The organism is Pantoea pleuroti (assembly GCF_014156615.1).
Lineage (GTDB): Bacteria > Pseudomonadota > Gammaproteobacteria > Enterobacterales > Enterobacteriaceae > Pantoea > Pantoea agglomerans.
The window spans coordinates 358,750-375,778 of sequence record NZ_SBFD01000002.1; the positions used below are offsets into that span (position 1 = coordinate 358,750).

Annotated in this window: 18 protein-coding genes; 7 read left to right on the forward strand and 11 right to left on the reverse strand. The window is 55.6% G+C overall.

Going from position 1 to position 17,029, the window contains the following annotated elements:
* Nucleotide 1: 1 nt before the first annotated feature.
* The 4 genes from EPG66_RS05660 to mntR all read right to left on the reverse strand — a co-directional run bounded on the left by EPG66_RS05660 (nt 2) and on the right by mntR (nt 4,451).
* Nucleotides 2-1,570 (reverse strand): DHA2 family efflux MFS transporter permease subunit, encoded by a 1,569-nt coding sequence (locus tag EPG66_RS05660; RefSeq protein WP_182686200.1) that lies wholly within the window; start codon nt 1,568-1,570, stop codon nt 2-4.
* Nucleotides 1,567-2,712: an HlyD family secretion protein gene (locus EPG66_RS05665; protein WP_010254357.1), complete on the reverse strand. Its 1,146-nt coding sequence runs from the start codon at nt 2,710-2,712 to the stop codon at nt 1,567-1,569. Before EPG66_RS05665 ends, EPG66_RS05660 begins: the two co-directional genes overlap by 4 nt.
* Nucleotides 2,713-2,862: 150 nt before the next feature.
* Complete coding sequence (locus EPG66_RS05670; protein ID WP_022625975.1) at nt 2,863-3,972, reverse strand: SLC13 family permease; 1,110 nt, start codon at nt 3,970-3,972, stop codon at nt 2,863-2,865.
* Between the two features lie 20 nt (nt 3,973-3,992).
* On the reverse strand, nt 3,993-4,451 hold the full coding sequence (mntR, locus tag EPG66_RS05675) for a manganese-binding transcriptional regulator MntR (protein ID WP_010254350.1): 459 nt from the start codon (nt 4,449-4,451) through the stop codon (nt 3,993-3,995).
* Nucleotides 4,452-4,704: 253 nt separating this feature from the next.
* Here mntR and EPG66_RS05680 point away from each other — a divergent pair, with 253 nt between their 5' ends.
* Nucleotides 4,705-4,896 (forward strand): hypothetical protein, encoded by a 192-nt coding sequence (locus EPG66_RS05680; RefSeq protein WP_029518943.1) that lies wholly within the window; start codon nt 4,705-4,707, stop codon nt 4,894-4,896.
* Nucleotides 4,897-5,137: 241 nt separating this feature from the next.
* Here the strand turns inward: EPG66_RS05680 and ompX are convergent, their stop codons facing one another.
* Nucleotides 5,138-5,650: an outer membrane protein OmpX gene (ompX, locus tag EPG66_RS05685; protein ID WP_010254344.1), complete on the reverse strand. Its 513-nt coding sequence runs from the start codon at nt 5,648-5,650 to the stop codon at nt 5,138-5,140.
* Between the two features lie 368 nt (nt 5,651-6,018).
* Here ompX and rhtA point away from each other — a divergent pair, with 368 nt between their 5' ends.
* From rhtA to glnQ, 5 genes are all read left to right on the forward strand, one after another.
* On the forward strand, nt 6,019-6,933 hold the full coding sequence (gene rhtA, locus EPG66_RS05690; RefSeq protein ID WP_010254339.1) for a threonine/homoserine exporter RhtA: 915 nt from the start codon (nt 6,019-6,021) through the stop codon (nt 6,931-6,933).
* Nucleotides 6,934-7,259: 326 nt separating this feature from the next.
* Nucleotides 7,260-7,763, forward strand: a complete 504-nt coding sequence (gene dps, locus EPG66_RS05695; protein ID WP_031591741.1) for a DNA starvation/stationary phase protection protein Dps — start codon at nt 7,260-7,262, stop codon at nt 7,761-7,763.
* Between the two features lie 319 nt (nt 7,764-8,082).
* Nucleotides 8,083-8,829, forward strand: a complete 747-nt coding sequence (gene glnH / locus EPG66_RS05700; protein ID WP_010254333.1) for a glutamine ABC transporter substrate-binding protein GlnH — start codon at nt 8,083-8,085, stop codon at nt 8,827-8,829.
* Nucleotides 8,830-8,907: 78 nt separating this feature from the next.
* Entirely contained in the window at nt 8,908-9,567 is a 660-nt protein-coding gene (gene glnP, locus EPG66_RS05705) for a glutamine ABC transporter permease GlnP (RefSeq protein WP_022625976.1), read from the forward strand.
* Entirely contained in the window at nt 9,564-10,286 is a 723-nt protein-coding gene (glnQ, locus tag EPG66_RS05710) for a glutamine ABC transporter ATP-binding protein GlnQ (RefSeq protein WP_010254327.1), read from the forward strand. Before glnP ends, glnQ begins: the two co-directional genes overlap by 4 nt.
* A 315-nt stretch (nt 10,287-10,601) precedes the next feature.
* Here glnQ and rlmF read toward each other — a convergent pair whose 3' ends face one another.
* A complete protein-coding gene (rlmF, locus tag EPG66_RS05715; protein WP_031591737.1) occupies nt 10,602-11,534 on the reverse strand; it encodes a 23S rRNA (adenine(1618)-N(6))-methyltransferase RlmF in 933 nt (310 codons plus the stop codon).
* Between the two features lie 141 nt (nt 11,535-11,675).
* Between rlmF and EPG66_RS05720 the strand changes: the two genes are divergently transcribed.
* Nucleotides 11,676-12,308 carry a flavin reductase family protein gene (locus EPG66_RS05720; RefSeq protein WP_010254320.1) on the forward strand — a complete coding sequence of 211 codons (633 nt, stop codon included), beginning with the start codon at nt 11,676-11,678 and terminating at the stop codon, nt 12,306-12,308.
* 3 nt (nt 12,309-12,311) lie between these two features.
* Here EPG66_RS05720 and EPG66_RS05725 read toward each other — a convergent pair whose 3' ends face one another.
* Genes EPG66_RS05725 through EPG66_RS05745 form a run of 5 tightly spaced genes read right to left on the reverse strand, consistent with a single transcriptional unit; the run spans nt 12,312 to nt 16,943 of the window.
* Entirely contained in the window at nt 12,312-13,829 is a 1,518-nt protein-coding gene (locus EPG66_RS05725; RefSeq protein WP_031591734.1) for an HAL/PAL/TAL family ammonia-lyase, read from the reverse strand.
* Nucleotides 13,826-14,620, reverse strand: coding sequence for an ABC transporter ATP-binding protein (locus EPG66_RS05730; protein WP_022625980.1), 795 nt, complete (start codon nt 14,618-14,620; stop codon nt 13,826-13,828). The genes EPG66_RS05725 and EPG66_RS05730 overlap by 4 nt, the downstream gene beginning before the upstream one ends.
* A 2-nt stretch (nt 14,621-14,622) precedes the next feature.
* Nucleotides 14,623-15,354, reverse strand: coding sequence for an ABC transporter permease (locus EPG66_RS05735; RefSeq protein ID WP_010254311.1), 732 nt, complete (start codon nt 15,352-15,354; stop codon nt 14,623-14,625).
* A gap of 8 nt (nt 15,355-15,362) precedes the next feature.
* Nucleotides 15,363-16,082: an ABC transporter permease gene (locus EPG66_RS05740; RefSeq protein WP_010254310.1), complete on the reverse strand. Its 720-nt coding sequence runs from the start codon at nt 16,080-16,082 to the stop codon at nt 15,363-15,365.
* Between the two features lie 12 nt (nt 16,083-16,094).
* The gene (locus EPG66_RS05745) at nt 16,095-16,943 is read right to left on the reverse strand and encodes a transporter substrate-binding domain-containing protein (RefSeq protein WP_031591733.1); all 849 of its coding nucleotides are present in this window, start codon (nt 16,941-16,943) and stop codon (nt 16,095-16,097) included.
* Nucleotides 16,944-17,029: the final 86 nt, after the last annotated feature.

A 17,029-nucleotide genomic window follows, 5' to 3' on the forward strand; every position in this document is an offset into this window, starting at 1 on the left:
GTTAGTGTGCTCCTGCACTGCCTTCGCTCTTAATCGGCGACAGCAGCCAACAAAATGGAATCAAAATCAGGGCGACAATACTCAGGCCTGAGAAGACATCGATGTAAGCGAGGATACGCGACTGCGCAATCATCTCCTGATAGAGCTGACCGGTTGCCAGCGTGACGGGATCGCCCACCGCCGAGGTAAAGTCGCGTATCGCCTGCGCCCAGTGCTGAAGCGTAATGTTGAACGGCTCATTCAGCGGCGTCATGTTATGCACCATGTGCGCCGACCGCACCTGTTCGCGCTCGGTAATGGCAGCGGTCGAGAGTGAAATCCCAATCGATCCGGCTACGTTACGGAACATGGTAAACAGCGCCGAGGCGTCAGCATTAAGCCGCTGCGGAATGGTGACAAAGGCGATAGTCGTCAGCGGGACAAACAGGAAACCCAGCCCGATTGACTGTGCGCTACGCATCAACACCAGCGTGTTGAAATCGACATTGGGCGTTAAGGTGGCGGAGTAGAGAAACGCCACGGCCAGACAGCTGAAGCCAAAGGCAATGATGTAGCGCGTCTGAACGATCGGCATCAGTTTCAGCACCAGCGGTATGGTCAGTACAATCAGCACCGCGCCAGGCGACAGCACCAGACCTGACCAGGTGGCGGTGTACCCCAGATCCTGCTGCGCCAGCTGTGGCAGCACTACGGAGCTGCCATACAGAATCATCGCCATCCCCGCCATCAACAGGCCGGCGACCCAGAAGTTGCGGTCTTTCATCACCAGAATATCGACCACTGGCTTACGGGCATACATCAGCCAGTAGATGGCACCGACGATGCCGATCAGCGCCAGAATGGCGAACAGCACGATAAAGTGCGAGGCAAACCAGTCCTCATCCTCTCCGCGATCCAGCATCACCTGCAGACAACCCAGTCCTAAGGTAATCAGGCTGATGCCGATATAGTCGATCTTCAGCTTACCTTTGGCCCACTTACGCTCCCACGGTGGATCTTCCAGCAGCTGATAGATCGCCAGCACGGTAAGCACGCCGACCGGAATGTTGATAAAGAACACCCAGCGCCAGCTGTAGTTGTCGGTAATCCAGCCACCTAATGTCGGGCCAATCACCGGCGCGACAATAATGGCGATAGAGGAGAGCCCAAATGCCTTGCCGCGATCTTCCGCCTTGAAATAGTCCAGCAGCACAGACTGCTGAACCGGCTGCAATCCGCCACCGAAAAAGCCCTGCAGCACGCGGAACAGAATGATTTGCCACAGTTCGGTAGCGATGCCGCACAGGAATGAGCAGATGGTAAACATCACGATGCAGATCAGGAAAAACTGTTTACGGCCAAACAGTCGGCTGAAGAACGCAGAGATAGGCAGCACAATTCCGTTCGCCACCAGATAGGAGGTCAGCACCCAGGTTGACTCATCGTAACTGGAGGAGAGCGAACCGGCGATATGCGGCAGCGCCACGTTAACAATGGTGGTGTCGAGGATCTCCATAAACACCGCCAGCGTGACCGTGATCGCCACTAACCACGGATTACTGGCGGGTTTCCAGCTCTGCGCCGTACTCATTCCACCGTTACCTTCGGTTCAACTGAGAGACCCAGCGGCAGAGGATGGTTTGGATCAAGGCCTTTGTCGATGACAATTTTAACCGGCACGCGCTGAACGATTTTCACATAGTTACCGGTGGCGTTTTCTGACGGGAAAGTCGAGAAGCGTGAACCAGAGCCCATCTGAATACTGTCGACATGCCCTTCCAGCTTCATATCCGGCCAGGCATCGACGCTGATTTCAACTTTGTCGCCAGGATTCATGTGTTGCAGCTGAGACTCTTTGAAGTTAGCGGTGACCCAGATCTCAGGCGAGACCAGCGAAAACAGCGACGATCCCGCCTGCACCAGTGTGCCCAGCTGAACGTTACGCTTGGTGACAAACCCGTCATAGGGCGCACGGACCTGGGTATAGGAGAGATTAAGATCGGCCGTGCTTAACTGTGCCTTCGCCTGCTCAACCTGTTGCTGACGCGCTTCAACATTGGTCTCCTGCTGGCGAATCTGCAGAGCAACCTGTGACGCCACTTCAACCTGTGCTTTCGCGCTTTGTAACTGCGCCTGCGCTGAACGTAACTGCGCGGACGCGCTGTCGATATTACGCTGACTGGTCGCACGCGGGTCGACGCCGCGCTGGCGACGATAATCCGCCTGCGCATTAAGCAGATTCGCTTCGGCTTTCGCCTGATCCGCCAGCGCCTGATCGCGCTGTGCAGGATACTGTACCTTTGACAGCGCCAGCTGAGCCTGCGCCTGATGTAGCTGTGCGACAGCTAAACCGAGCTGCGCATTAGCCTGTTCACGCTGGGCACGATTGTCGCTGGGATCGATCTCCACCAGCAGATCGCCCTTCTTCACCCGCTGGTTATCTTTCACCAGCAGCTTCACGACATAGCCGGAGGCTTTAGGCGCAATGGTAACGGCATCGCCTTCGGTAAAGGCGTCGTCGGTGGTTTCAATATTGCGGGTAGTGAACCAGAACCAGAAGCCGACAATCAGCATAATCACCACCACTACCGCCAGAATAATCAGCGGCTTTTTACCGGGGCGTTTACGCTCAGGCTGCTGGTCGTTGTCCTGATTTTCCTCTGACTGACGGTTTTTATCCGTCGCATTCTCTGCGTCCTGCTGGTGTGGATCGCGTTGGTTATTCTCGCTCATAGTTCCCATCACTGGCTAAGGCCCTAATTCCCGGGCATAAAGGTCCTGTTAACCTTATATCGGAAACTGACAAAATCCAGCGCAACTTTACGAAACTTGAGAAATGGCGCACATCCTGCCACCTGTGGCGGGTAGCAGGATGCGTCGGGTCTAATTGAGCAGCCGCAACAGCAGCCAGCCGCTGGCCATCGACCAGGCAAGCAGAGGGAGAGAAAAGAGATGGAAATGCCACCAGACGGCCCGATCCTTCGCCATACGCAGGGCAATCAGGTTGGCGAGCGAACCCGGCAGCAGGCCGAATCCGCCAATATTGACCGCCCAGGCCAGCACATCGCCAGGCGGGACTTTTTGCAGCAGCAGAATCGTCGCCGGGACGTTGCTGATCACCTGTGACAGACCAATCGCCAGCAGGTAGAGCTGCCCCTGACCGAAATGAGAAACCGCATCAAAGTGAGCCTGCATCACCGGCAGACGCGTCATCAGGAAGACGTCAATAAACATGGCGATAAACACCGCCAGCAGGCTCCAGTCGATGCGCAGCAGCACCGGACGCGCCATCACCAGGAAAGTAGCAAGAATCAGCAGCAGGACCCAACCGGTGATTTCCAGCTCCAGGCCGGCGATAAACAGCAGGTATAACACCACGCTGACAATAAACAGCGGCTTCTGCCACTGCGGCTGTTCCGGGTTGTCATGCTTATCAATCGACCGCTTTGAAAAGCTGAACCAGGTTAATACCATCAGACTAAGCAGCAGCCAGGCGGCCAGCGGCAGCATCTGCACAATAAACGCGACAACGCTTAGTTTGCCGTGGCTCCACAGCAGAATGTTTTGCGGGTTGCCGACTGGCGTTAGCAGAGATCCGGCGTTGACCGCCAGCGCCTCAAAGATGATCAGTCGCGAGATGGGTAAGTGAGAGAACTTTCGCAGCGTCAGCGTCAGCGGCACCAGAATAAACAGCGCCACATCATTGGTCAGAAACGTAGAGAGCAACGCGGCAGCCAGCACCATAAACAGCGCCAGCGCACGTTCGTGCCGGAAACGCGCAATCAGTCGTCCCCCCAGCACGTCAAAGTAGCCACTGGTTTCCAGCCCTTTGGTCAGGATCAACAATCCGGTGAGCGTAATAATGGTATGCCAGTCTACGGCACCGGGCAGATCGGCCCAGCGAAAATCCGCCAGAAATGCCAGAACTACACCAATCACGATTAATAAATGCAAAACAGAGTCATGCAAAAAAGATCGAAGCAGTTGAGGCATGATGAAGGTGCGCCTTAGCGTTAGCGGGTTTCGGAGAATTTCTTAAATACGGCCAGCGTTTCATCACTGACGTGATGCTCAATCCCTTCTGAATCACGTCGGGCAGTTTCGGGACTGATGCCTAACGCCAGCAGAAAACTTTCAACAATGTGATGACGGGCGCGGCTCTCCTCTGCCAGTTTCTCCCCTTCACCGGTCAGAAAGACACCGCGGTAAGGCACCTGCTCAACCAGCCCGGCACTGCCAAGCCGCTTCAGCATTTTCGCTACGGTCGGTTGCGAAACGCCCAGGCGGGCCGCCATATCGACCTGACGCGCTTCGCCAAATTCACCAATCAAATCAGAGATTAACTCAACGTAGTCATCAATTAATTCCCGACGATGCGCTTCCCGCACCTGCCGAAAACCTTCGACATGCTCTTCAATATCTTTCAGTGGTCCTTTTGGCGCAGAAACCACGCTTTTAGCACGACGACTCATTCAGCTTCCTCATTATTTTTTCCCGTACTGTCACTGCTGTACGGATTTAGCTGCGCTCATTGTAAACCAGCCGCAAAGAAGCTCAAATTTTTCGTCATTAGCCTTGGCTAAAGGATATAGCCAGTGCTATATTTGACGATAATGTAAGCAGCAAAAGAGCGATCCCTGGTGATCCTCTGTTGCTCCGGTGATGATGACGCTTCTCACCGCAGGCTGCTGACTACCGCGTCGACAATGATTGGGAGGTGATTCTATGAGCACCCTGAAATGTTGCTTAGATTGCAGCAAATGCTTCCAGGCTGAGAAGAAAACAACCACGGAGATGAAATCCTGGCTGTGCCTGCTGACGCGTTCACCGTTCACACTGCGTCTGATGTTGCTGGAAAAACTGCTGGGCCATAAGTCTGACGATCGTCGCTGTCAGAATCTGATCTGGCGCGGCTAAGCCTGATTCTATGCCTTTCAGCCGCTGGCTGAGAGGCGCACTCTCCCTTTCTGCTTTCTCTTTTTCCTGTTTCCCCTTCGAATCAATATGTCCTGCGGTATCAACCAGCATGGCGGCTGATCGGCTACAGCGATCCGGAAAAGTCGGGAAACGTGCAGACACGTGAAAGGGGTCAGTAAAATCAGCACAATAAAAAACGGCCCACCGGGGGCCGTTTTTTTGCAGGTCAGCTAAGCTAAACTTAGAAGCTGTAACCTACGCCAGCAATCCAGGTGCCAACGTCAACGTTACGGATACGGCTCTGCTCGTAACCCACGTCAACTGCGAAGTCCTGAACTGGGTTAAACTGCAGACCTGCGCCGTAAGAGAAACCTACGTCGCTTGAATCAGTTTTATCGCGTGATGAAGTATCGTTCTGCTGGAATTTACCGTAGCCGATACCCACAACACCGTAGATGCTTGCCCAGTCATTCAGACGGAAAGCAGGACCACCGGTCACACCGTAGTACTGGCCTTTGTTATAAATGCCAGAATCGGTGTTATCTTTTTCTGTGTAGGTGAATGAACCGATCCAACCCAGTGGGTTAGAACCGTCTTCGTAGCGGTATTTCAGGTTGAAGCCGTTAGCTTTGTTAGCTACGCCCTGATAGTCGCTCTGAGCATAGCCACCAGTTACGGTGCTCTGTGCCATTGCTGAACCTGCAGATACTGCCAGTACACAGGCTAATGCTGAAAGACATGCAATTTTTTTCATAACCACCTCAAATGTGAAAATACTTCTCTCCTGACAACGCTGAAAATATAACAAAAAATAGCGAGAAACTCTGCCCGGATTTTGTTGTCTAACAGAATGTTTGGTGTAACAGGAAGTTAATGCGACAACCTATGTCATTCATTTTTCTTATAAAATCCGTCATCTTTCTGCAATAATCATTTTGTGCTCATTTCGTTCTTTAAGTTAAATCCTAAAAAAACCTGACATTTCTTTACCTAAATGGCCCTGATTGTGGCCAAAAATCGCTCAGTTGAGACAAATTTAAAACCCCATTCCGTGATTTTTTGCCTGCTATTTCCTTTACACTGGCTGACTCATTACGTTGCTGACCAGGAAAAGTACACAGGATGTCTGCCTCTCCCGCTTCTAAAAACCTTGCCCCGATAGTGATGCCGATTGCCGTACTGCTGATTGCGATGCTGTCGCTTCAGGGCGGTGCTTCGCTGGCGAAAAGCCTGTTTCCTGCCGTTGGCGCTACCGGCATCACCGCGCTGCGTCTGGGCTTTGGCACCCTGATACTCTGTATTATCTTCAAACCCTGGCGTTTACGCTTTAGCCGGGAACAACGTCTGCCACTCCTGATGTATGGACTGGCGCTGGGCACAATGAATTTCACGTTCTATCTGGCGATTCGTACCGTGCCGCTGGGTGTGGCGGTGGGACTGGAATTTACCGGCCCGCTGGCGCTGGCGCTATTCGGATCGCGCCGGCCACTGGATTTTGTCTGGGTGTTGCTGGCCGTGATTGGTCTGTGGTTCCTGCTGCCTTTTGGCACAGGCATGACTGCGATTGATCCGCTGGGCGCTGCGCTGGCAGTGAGTGCAGGCGCCTGCTGGGCGATCTATATCCTGGCAGGACAGCGGGCAGGCGCAGAACATGGCCCGGCGACAGTGGCTATCGGGTCGCTGATTGCCTCGGTGATTTTTGTACCGCTGGGGCTGACGTTCGCAGAAAGTGGCATCTGGACATGGGCCGTTATGCCGATCGCGTTGCTGGTTGCCCTGCTCTCCAGCGCCATTCCCTATTCGCTGGAGATGATCGCCCTCACCCGCTTACCGGCGCGCATCTTTGGCACGCTGATGAGTCTGGAACCCGCCATGGCTGCCTTTTCCGGCATGCTGTTTCTGGGGGAAACCCTGACCGGGCTACAGTGGCTGGCGCTGCTGGCGATCATCATCGCCTCGGCAGGTTCAACGCTGACCATGCGGCCGAAAAAGAGTCAGTTAAACAGCGTTGAATTATCAGACGATATCCAAAAATAAACGCTATCCGCCCCGCCTGCCGGCGGGGCTAAATAATAATCATGCTCATCGTGAGAATTATTCTTAATCTTCGCTCCTTCCTGCGCTGCCTATTTTGAAACAGACACTTACCAGTTATTTACATAATAGAATAACAACATGATTTAAATAGCTATTTATTTGATTTTATATTTTAACATGGCATTAACCTTCTTAGCCCAGCTCTGCTTTGACTAAAGACGCACGCTATTTCATCCATCGACAAAGTCGTTTCTGCAAAGCTGAAAAGCGCTGCTATACTTATCCGGTACTTGATTAGGACAACCATCAAAGAGAGGACTGAAACGATGAGTACCGCTAAATTGGTTAAAACTAAATCTTCTGACCTGATTTATACCCGTAATGATGTGGCCGAAGACGATAAAAAAGCCACCATCGCGGTGTTAAACCGTATGGTAGTCGAGTTTATTGACCTGTCATTGATCACTAAGCAGGCGCACTGGAACATGCGCGGTGCTAATTTTATCGGTGTGCATGAGATGCTGGACGGTTTCCGCACCGCGATTACCGATCATCAGGATACTATTGCCGAGCGTGTGGTTCAGCTGGGTGGCGTGGCGCTGGGCACCACGCAGGTCGTAAACGATACGACTCCGCTGAAGAGCTATCCGCTGAATATCCATAGCGTTCAGGATCATCTGAAAGCGCTGGCAGACCGTTACAGCGTTGTCGCGAATGACACCCGTAAAGCGATCACTGAAGTGAAAGACGAAGATACCGCTGACATCTTCACTGCGGCATCACGTGACCTTGATAAATTCCTGTGGTTTATCGAAGCGAACATCGAATAAGACTCAATGCAGTCTGTCAGGCGGGGAAACCCGCCTTTTTTACGTCTGTGTTACCGCATTTTTATGACCCTGTTAACAGTTCTTCCCTCCTCCGCTTCACAGCCTTAACATCTGAGGCACACTACCGCTTGCACCAAAACAGCCACCTGCACCAAAACTGAGCACCAAACTGGTGCAATGGCAGAATTAACTGCAAAATCGTGTCAGCTATGTTATTTAACTCTCTGATTTCGCGGATTTTGCAAAGTTGGCATAATTCTTTCATATGACAAGCCGCAAACGCAGGCCCTGCCGCCTGGTAGTAAAAAAAGGAAAAATGATGAAGTCACTGTTAAAAGTTTCTGTGGCCGCGCTGGCGCTGGCCTTCTCTCTCTCTTCCACTGCAGCAGACAAGAAGCTGGTCGTCGCCACGGATACCGCCTTTGTTCCGTTTGAATTTAAACAAGGTGATAAATATGTCGGCTTCGATGTGGATCTGTGGGATGCCATTGCGAAAGAGCTGAAGCTCGATTACACCCTGAAGCCAATGGACTTCAGCGGCATTATCCCTGCACTGCAAACGCGCAATGTCGATCTGGCACTGGCGGGTATCACCATTACCGAAGAACGTAAAAAAGCGATTGAGTTCTCTGACGGCTATTACAAAAGCGGTCTGCAGGTGATGGTGCGTAACAATGAAAACGACATCAAAGGCATCAGCGATCTGAACGGTAAAGTGGTTGCAGTGAAAAGCGGCACCGGCTCCGTGGAATACGCGAAAGCCAACATCAAATCCAAAGATCTGCGTCAGTTCCCGAATATCGACAGCGCCTATATGGAGCTGGGCACCAACCGTGCGGACGCCGTGCTGCACGACACGCCAAACATCCTTTACTTCATCCATACCGCCGGTAAAGGCCGCTTTAAAGCGGTAGGCGATTCAATTGAAGCGCAGCAGTATGGTATCGCCTTCCCGAAAGGCAGCGACGATTTACGTGAAAAAGTAAACGGCGCACTGAAAACCCTGAAAGAGAACGGCACCTACAACACGCTCTATAAAAAATGGTTTGGCACTGAACCTAAATAATAATTTGCCCGTTATCTGATTTCAGCAGGGAAACTTTTTCCCTGCTTTTTTCCATCGCAACATATCTGGAGTGACACCATGGAGTTTGACTGGAGCGTCATCTGGCCCGCCATGCCAGCGCTGCTTGAAGGCGCTAAACTGACCTTAATTATCTCAATTATTGGACTGGTTGGCGGCCTCTTCATCGGCCTGGTAGCGGGCTTTGCCCGCGCTTACGGTGGCTGGATCACCAATAACATCGCACTGGTGTTTATCGAAATTATTCGCGGCACCCCTATCGTGGTGCAGGTGATGTTTATCTATTTTGCGTTGCCGATGGCGTTCCCCGACCTGCGCATTGATCCCTTCAGCGCGGCGGTGGTGACCATCATGATTAACTCCGGCGCTTACATTGCCGAGATTACCCGTGGTGCCGTGCTGTCGATCAACAAGGGCTTCCGCGAAGCCGGACTGGCGCTTGGCCTGTCGAGCCGCGAGACGCTGCGCTACGTGATTATGCCGCTGGCGCTGCGCCGTATGCTGCCACCGCTGGGCAACCAGTGGATTGTCAGCATCAAAGATACTTCGCTGTTTATCGTTATCGGTGTGGCTGAACTGACCCGTCAGGGTCAGGAGATTATTGCCGGTAACTTCCGCGCGCTGGAAATCTGGAGCGCCGTCGCGATTATCTATCTGGTTATTACGCTGGTGTTGAGCTTTGTGCTGCGCCGCATTGAGAAAAGGGTGAAAATCCTGTGATTGAATTTAAAGATGTCTCCAAGCATTTTGGCCAGACCCAGGTGCTGCACAATATCGACCTGAAGATTAACCAGGGCGAAGTGGTGGTGATTATCGGCCCATCCGGTTCCGGTAAATCAACCCTGCTGCGCTGCATTAACAAGCTGGAAGAGATCACCAGTGGCGAACTGATTGTCGATGGTCTGCGCGTCAATGACCCGAAAGTCGACGACCGCCTGATTCGTCAGGAAGCGGGCATGGTGTTTCAGCAGTTTCATCTGTTCCCACAGATGAGTGCGCTGGATAACGTCGCCTTTGGTCCTATCCGTGTGCGCGGTGCCAGCAAAGAGGCGGCACGCCAGCTGGCGCGTGAGCTGCTGGGCAAAGTGGGCCTCGCCGAGCGCGCGCACCACTTCCCGTCTGAGCTTTCCGGCGGTCAGCAGCAGCGCGTGGCGATTGCCCGTGCGCTGGCAGTTAAGCCGAAGATGATGCTGTTTGATGAGCCAACCTCAGCGCTCGACCCGGAACTGCGTCACGAAGTGCTGAAGGTGATGCAGGATCTGGCGGAAGAAGGCATGACGATGGTGATTGTGACGCACGAAGTAGGCTTCGCACAGAAGGTGGCTTCACGGCTGATCTTTATCGATAAAGGCCGGATTGCGGAAGATGGCGATCCCGACAGCCTGATCAGCAACCCACCCAGCGAGCGTCTGCGCGAATTCCTGCAGCACGTCTCCTGATCAAAACGGGCCGCATCGCGGCCCGTTAAAACTGATGACAATCCAAACCAGGGTAAATCTGGCAGCAACGAATAAACCCGAAGCACAGGGAACCCGGTCAGAAGAGGAAAGCGTCCCGCGCCAGGGACGGCGCGGGCCGAGCGTGTCATGGATGACAGCCTTTGCGTCTTTCCGATCTGACCGGGTTCCCTGTGCCAGCTCGGTCTTACCTCCACCGAGTCGGGCGTTGTCAACAATCAAAACGGGCCGCATCGCGGCCCGTTCTATTTTACTCTTCGCCCACAGATACACCTGTTACCCATGTAAAGCGATACCTCAGTTCCCCAGGCGACTCAGCAGCTTAGTGCGCTGGGCGGCAGGCATAAAACTCCACGCCAGGAAGCGGCTCTGCTTCTGACCCTGCGCCATATTAACCACGCGCATCTCCGCCACGTCGAGCGCCTGCAGCTGTTTTTCCAGCGCTGGTAAGTTCTCTTTGCGCGACACCAGCGAGGTAAACCAGCCGATCTGACGACTAAACGCCACGCTCTCGGCGATCATCTTGCCGATAAAACCTTTTTCGCCACCGGGATACCACAGCTCATTGTGCTGTCCGCCAAAGTTGAGCGGCGCACTCTTATCCAGTCCGAGATTGCGGACCTTACGCTGCGATCCCGATACCGCTTCTTCCGCCGAAGCGTGGAACGGCGGGTTACACATTACTGCACTGAAAAATTCAGTTTTACTGACCACACCAGCCAGCACTGCATCGCTGTTTTTCTGACGACGCAGACGGATCTGGCGCGTCAGGCGCGGATTGGCCGCAACAATGCGGTTAGCAGCTTTGATGGCGGCTTCATCGACTTCGGTGCCGGTAAAGCGCCAGCCATATTCTGCAGCGCCAATCAGCGGATAGATGCAGTTTGCGCCGCAGCCGATATCCAGAACGTCCGCCGTCGGGATCACGCCGTTGTTATCCAGCGCCAGCAGATCGGCAAGGTAGTGCAGATAATCGGCGCGTCCCGGCACGGGCGGGCAGAGTGAGCCGGGAGCCAGCTGCCAGTCGATGTCGTAAAATAGTTTGATCAGCGCCTGGTTCAGCAGCATCACCGCCTCCGGGTCCGCGAAATCCACGGACTGCACGCCATACCCATTGGGCCGGACTTTGGCTTTCAGCGGCGGATGGGCAGCGGTTAACGCGGCAAAATCGTATTCGCCCTGATGGCGATTGCGGGCGTGGAAGGGCGACGTGCTGGCTGACTTTTTCATACGTTCTCTCAATTATTCAGGCGCGCGTACAATACGCTGTAGGCGGCGGAAAATAAACCCGCACCATCCGCTTACCTCTTTCCGATTCCGTCGGGCGATGCTGTCGGGCTAAGATAAATAAAATTCCCTGCTGGAGAAGTTATGACCCGGAAACGCTATTCCTATCAACCCCGTGCTGGTCACGGTCTGCCGCACGATCCGCTGAACGCCATTATCGGGCCGCGCCCGATAGGCTGGATTAGCTCAGTGAGCAGTAGCGGCCAGCGCAATCTGGCACCTTACAGCTTCTTTAACTGTTTCAACTATCATCCACCGATTATCGGTTTCGCCAGTAGCGGCTGGAAAGACAGCGTGAGAAATATTGCTGAGACCAAAGAGTTTGTCTGGAACCTGGCGACCCGTCCGCTGGCGGAAGCGATGAACGAGAGTTCCGCCTCGCTGCCTGCCGATCAGGATGAGTTCGCCTTTGCCGGTTTAACTCCGCTGGCAGCTTCTCAGGTCAGCGCCAGTCTGGTGGCAGAGAGCCCGGTCAACTTCGAGTGCCGCCTGACGCAACTGATTCAGCTCCAGGATGCCAGCGGCAATCTGATCGACAGCTGGCTGGTGCTGGGGGAAGCGGTGGCGATTCACATCGATGAATCGCTGCTGGAAGAGGGCATTTATCAGACCGCTAAAGCCGAGCCGATTCTGCGCGCGGGCGGCCCCAGCGCCTATTACGGCATCAGCGAAGCGCAACGTTTTGATTTAGTCCGTCCGGACGCACGCCGCAGGTAATCCTCACCCCACAAGCGCATCGGCCCGGTGCGCTTTAATCTGAGCTACCGCGCAGGCGATGTCGGGTGCCAGCCAGCGATCCTGCTGCCAGCGCTCAACAACCTGCCGCAAATGCTGCCAGGCGCGCCGCGTGCCTGCTGCCAGCTGTGATTCACCGTGAAACTCCAGCGCCTGCGCCGCCAGCAGATACTCAATCGCGATAATGTGATCAACATTGCTGACCAGTTTCAGCAGCTTCAGCGCCGAGCCGGTGCCGAGGCTCAGATGATCCTCCTGTAATCCTGAAGTGACATAGTTATCAAGCACCGCAGGCTGCGCCAGCTGACGGTTCTCCGCGCAGAGTGACGCCGCCACGTACTGCGCAATCATCATGCCGGAATTCACGCCCGGCTCGGCCACCAGAAACGGCGGCAGGCCGCTGACCAGCGGATTCACCAGCCGATCAAGCCGTCGCTCGGCGATGCTGCCCAGCTCCGCCATCGCAATCGCCAGCAGGTCGCAGGCCATTGCTACCGACTCGCCATGCGGATTGGACTGTGACACCACACGCCAGGCCTGCGGCGTCCCCAGCACCAGCGGATTGTCGGTACAGGCGTTGAGTTCGGTCTCCACCTGACGGACAGCGTGACTAAACTGATCGCGACAGGCGCCGTGCACCTGCGGCATCGAGCGCAGACTCAGCGCATCCTGAGTCCGGATGCCAACGCTGGCTTTCAGCAGCGGGCTGTCACTCAGCAACTGGCGCAGACGTTCGCCGCTGCGCTGAATCCCCGGGCTGGCCTTCAGCGCCAGCACCTCAGGGTCAAACGCCACCAGTTGACCGCGCAGCGCTTCAAAGCTCATCGCACCGGTAACGTCTGCCCAGTCCAGCAGCCGTTCGGCATCGTCCAGCGCCAGACAGGCTAAGCCAGTCATGCAGGGCGTGCCGTTGACCAGGCTCAGCCCCTCTTTGGCACCAGGCCGGTAAGGGACTAATCCCGCCTGGGCCAGCGCCTGCTGCGCCGGAACGATTTCGCCCTGCCACTCCACCTCGCCGATGCCAATCATCGCCAGGCCGATATGCGCCATGTGGGTCAGATATCCCACCGATCCCTGTGACGGTACCTGTGGGGTAATCTGCAGGTTTAGCAGCGCCAGTAGCTGCTGCACCAGCGCCACTGAAACACCTGATTTTCCGTGGCTGTAGTTCGCAATCGCAGCGCACAGAATGGCGCGGACCTCGGGTTTTGCCAGCACCGGCCCGACGCCACAGGCATGGCTCAGCAGGGTATTGCGCGACAGCTGGCTCAGTTCATCTTCAGACAGGGTGATGTTGCACAACGCCCCCAGCCCGGTATTGATGCCATAAGCCACCTGCCCCGCCGCCACGATATTCCCGACGATTTCACGGCTCTGCGCAATTCGCTGCCAGGCACTGTCGCTCAGCGTCAGGGTGGCACCGTGCCGGGCGACCTGCACCAGCGCCTGCCATTTCAGCGGGCCATCGCCCCAGACCAGCGTCTGACGTATCACGTCACTCATACCACCGGCTCCACCTGATGATGACTGGAGATAAACTGCTTAAAGCGCGCCGATCCCGCCTCGCCGAACATCGCCTCTGGCGTGCCCTGACAATCAATGGTGCCCTGATGCATAAACACCACCCGGTTAGAGACGTTGCGGGCAAAACCCATCTCATGAGTCACTACCAGCATGGTGCGGCCCTCTTCCGCCAGGCTGCGCATGACCTTCAGCACCTCGCCCACCAGTTCCGGATCGAGTGCCGAAGTTGGCTCATCAAACAGCATCACCTCCGGGTCCATTGCCAGCGCCCGGGCAATCGCCACCCGCTGCTGCTGACCGCCTGAAAGCTGGGCGGGATAGAAATCTTTGCGATTCAGCAGACCGACCCGATCCAGCAGTTGTTCCGCCTGGGCAATACAGGCTTTTTTATCGCGCTTGAGGACGTAGTGCGGCCCTTCAATGACATTCTGCAGCACCGTCAGGTGCGACCAGAGGTTAAAGCTCTGAAACACCATGCCGAGACGGGAGCGCAACCGCTCAATCTGACGCGGATTAGCCGCCAGCTGGTGTCCCCGGGCATGGCGCTTCATCTCAATGGTTTCACCGCCCACGCTGACCACGCCCGCATCAGGTGTCTCAAGCAGATTAATGCAGCGCAGCAGCGTACTTTTGCCCGAGCCACTGGCACCGAGTATTGAGATAACATCGCCCTGGTGCGCCTGCAGCGAGATGCCTTTCAGCACCTCCATGGCGCCAAAGGATTTATGGATATCGCTGGCCGACAGCGTGACGGGTGGCAGTTCAGACATGTTTATTTTCCTCCAGGAATCGGCTTAGCGGCCGGTAACGGCTTTTTTTCCGGTTTATGAACCGGCGTCAGGCGCCGCTCCAGCAGGGCATAGAGTTGCACAATGATGAAGTTGAGGATTAGGTAGATCGCCGCCGCACAGAGAAACACCTCCATGGTGCGGTAAGTACGCTGGATAATCTGCTGCGCCACTCCGGTGACATCCCAGACCGTGACCAGACTGGCCAGCGCGGTCGATTTCACCAGCAGAATCGCCTCGGTGGAGTACGCGGGCAGCGCATAACGTAGCATCACTGGCGCGATAATGCGCCGCAGTAGCAGCCCGCGCGACATGCCGCACGCCATCCCCGCCTCCACCTGACCGGGCGGCACAGCCAGCAGCGCGCCGCGCAGGATCTCCGCGGTGTAGGCGGCGGTGCAGAGCGACAACGCCAGCACCGCACAGGTAAAGGGCTCACGCAGAAACGGCCAGAAGAGACTGTGCCGGATCACACCAAACTGCCCGAGGCCGTAGTAGATCAGGAACAGCTGGATCATCAGCGGCGAGCCGCGAAACACCAGAATGTAGCCACGGGCAAAAGCACTTAGCAGACGCCAGCGGCTCATGCGCAGCGCCAGAATACCCACCGCCAGCACGCCACCACACAGAAAGGCGCTGATAAACAGGCCCAGCGTAACCGGCAACGCGGCGCTGAGTTTCAGGAAGGTGTCAGTGAGGAACGCAAAATCGATCATAAGTCTCCTTAATGCTGTGCAGCGGTGCGGCTTTGCCAGGCGCGACCAAGACGGGATTCAGCCCGCAGAAAGGCGCGGTTCGACAGCAGCGTCAGCAGCAGATAACAGGCACCGCCCACCAGATAAAAGGAGAAGTAATCACGGGTGGAGCCGGCCGCAATCTGGCTGGCCCGCATCAGCTCGACAATGCCGGTCACTGACACCAGCGCCGAGTCTTTCAGACTCATCTGCCAGACGTTTGACAGGCCGGGCAGCGCATAGCGCGCCACCTGCGGCAGCAGGATGCGTTGCCGGATGCGCCAGCGCGGCATACCAATAGCAACAGCGGCTTCGATCTCCCCTTTCGCCAGGGCCAGCCGTGCGGCACGATAAACTTCCGCCTGGTAAGAGCCGGAGATAAGCCCGATGGCCAGCGCCCCGATCAGAAACGGCGGCGCTTCGATAAACCCGTCCGCGCCAAACAGTTGTCCGATCTGCGTGATCAATCCCGATCCGCCGAAGTAGAACAGGTAGATCACCAGCAGCTCAGGGATGCCACGAAAGATCACCGAGTAGCCTTCCCCTGCCCAGCGCACCGCGCGGTGCGGGGATAACTTTGCAGCGGCGACGCCCGATCCCACCACCGCACCGACCAGCAGCGCGGCAAATGAGAGCAGCAACGTCGTCAGCGTCGCACTCAGAATCAACCGTCCCCAGCCCTCCGGGCCAAAACTCAGCAGGCTTATCATCAGTTACCTCACTCAGGGTGTGACGTCAGTTTTGAACCACTTCTCGCTCAGCTTTTTCACTGTGCCATCGGCCAGCGCGGCTTTGATCGCCTGATCCAGCCGGGCTTTCAGATCGTTGTCTGCCATGCGCACGCCCATCGCCTCGCCCTCACCCCAGATTGGGCCGCCCAGTTGCGGACCGCTAAAGCTGAGGTTACGGTTATCCGGTCGCGCCAGCATCGACTGCGCAAAGGTCACATCGTCAAACACCGCGTCAATACGTCCCGCCTGCAAATCGAGGATCGCATCGGCTGAGCTGGTGTATTCCCGGACATCCGCCACCTCTTTGAAGTACTTGTCGATAAACGGCGTGTAGACGGTGCCGGAGGCGATACCGATGGTTTTGCCCTTCAGCGCCGCTTTCAGGGGTGCGATGGCTGGCTCCACGGTTTTCTCATCGTCGGTGAGTTTGATGATCTTACTGTCGGCAGGCAGCAACGACCCTTTCACCGTGATGAAGGTGGCGGGCGTTGAGGCGTAGGGCACGGTGAAATTGATCACTTTCTTGCGATCGGGGGTGATCACAATTGCATCCATGATCACGTCATATTTTCCGGCATTCAGACCGGCGATCATTCCATCCCAGTTCTGAACCACCAGCTTGCACTGTATCGCCATGCGCTGGCAGAGATCGGCCATCAGCTCCGGTTCAAAACCGCCCAGCTTGCCGCCTGGCAGGGTGAGGTTCCAGGGTTCATAACTGCCTTCGGTGGCAATGGTGATCGACTTCCACTCTTTGGCCTGGGCGCTGACGCCACAGAGCAGCAGGCTGGAAACCAGCGTAGTGAGACATAAACGACGAAGAGTCAGAGGGTGCGTCATACGGTTCTCCTGAAAGTAGCGGCCTGGTGATCGTCCTGACGAGATTTAACATAAATTTCACAGGATGATATGTCATGTATATACAA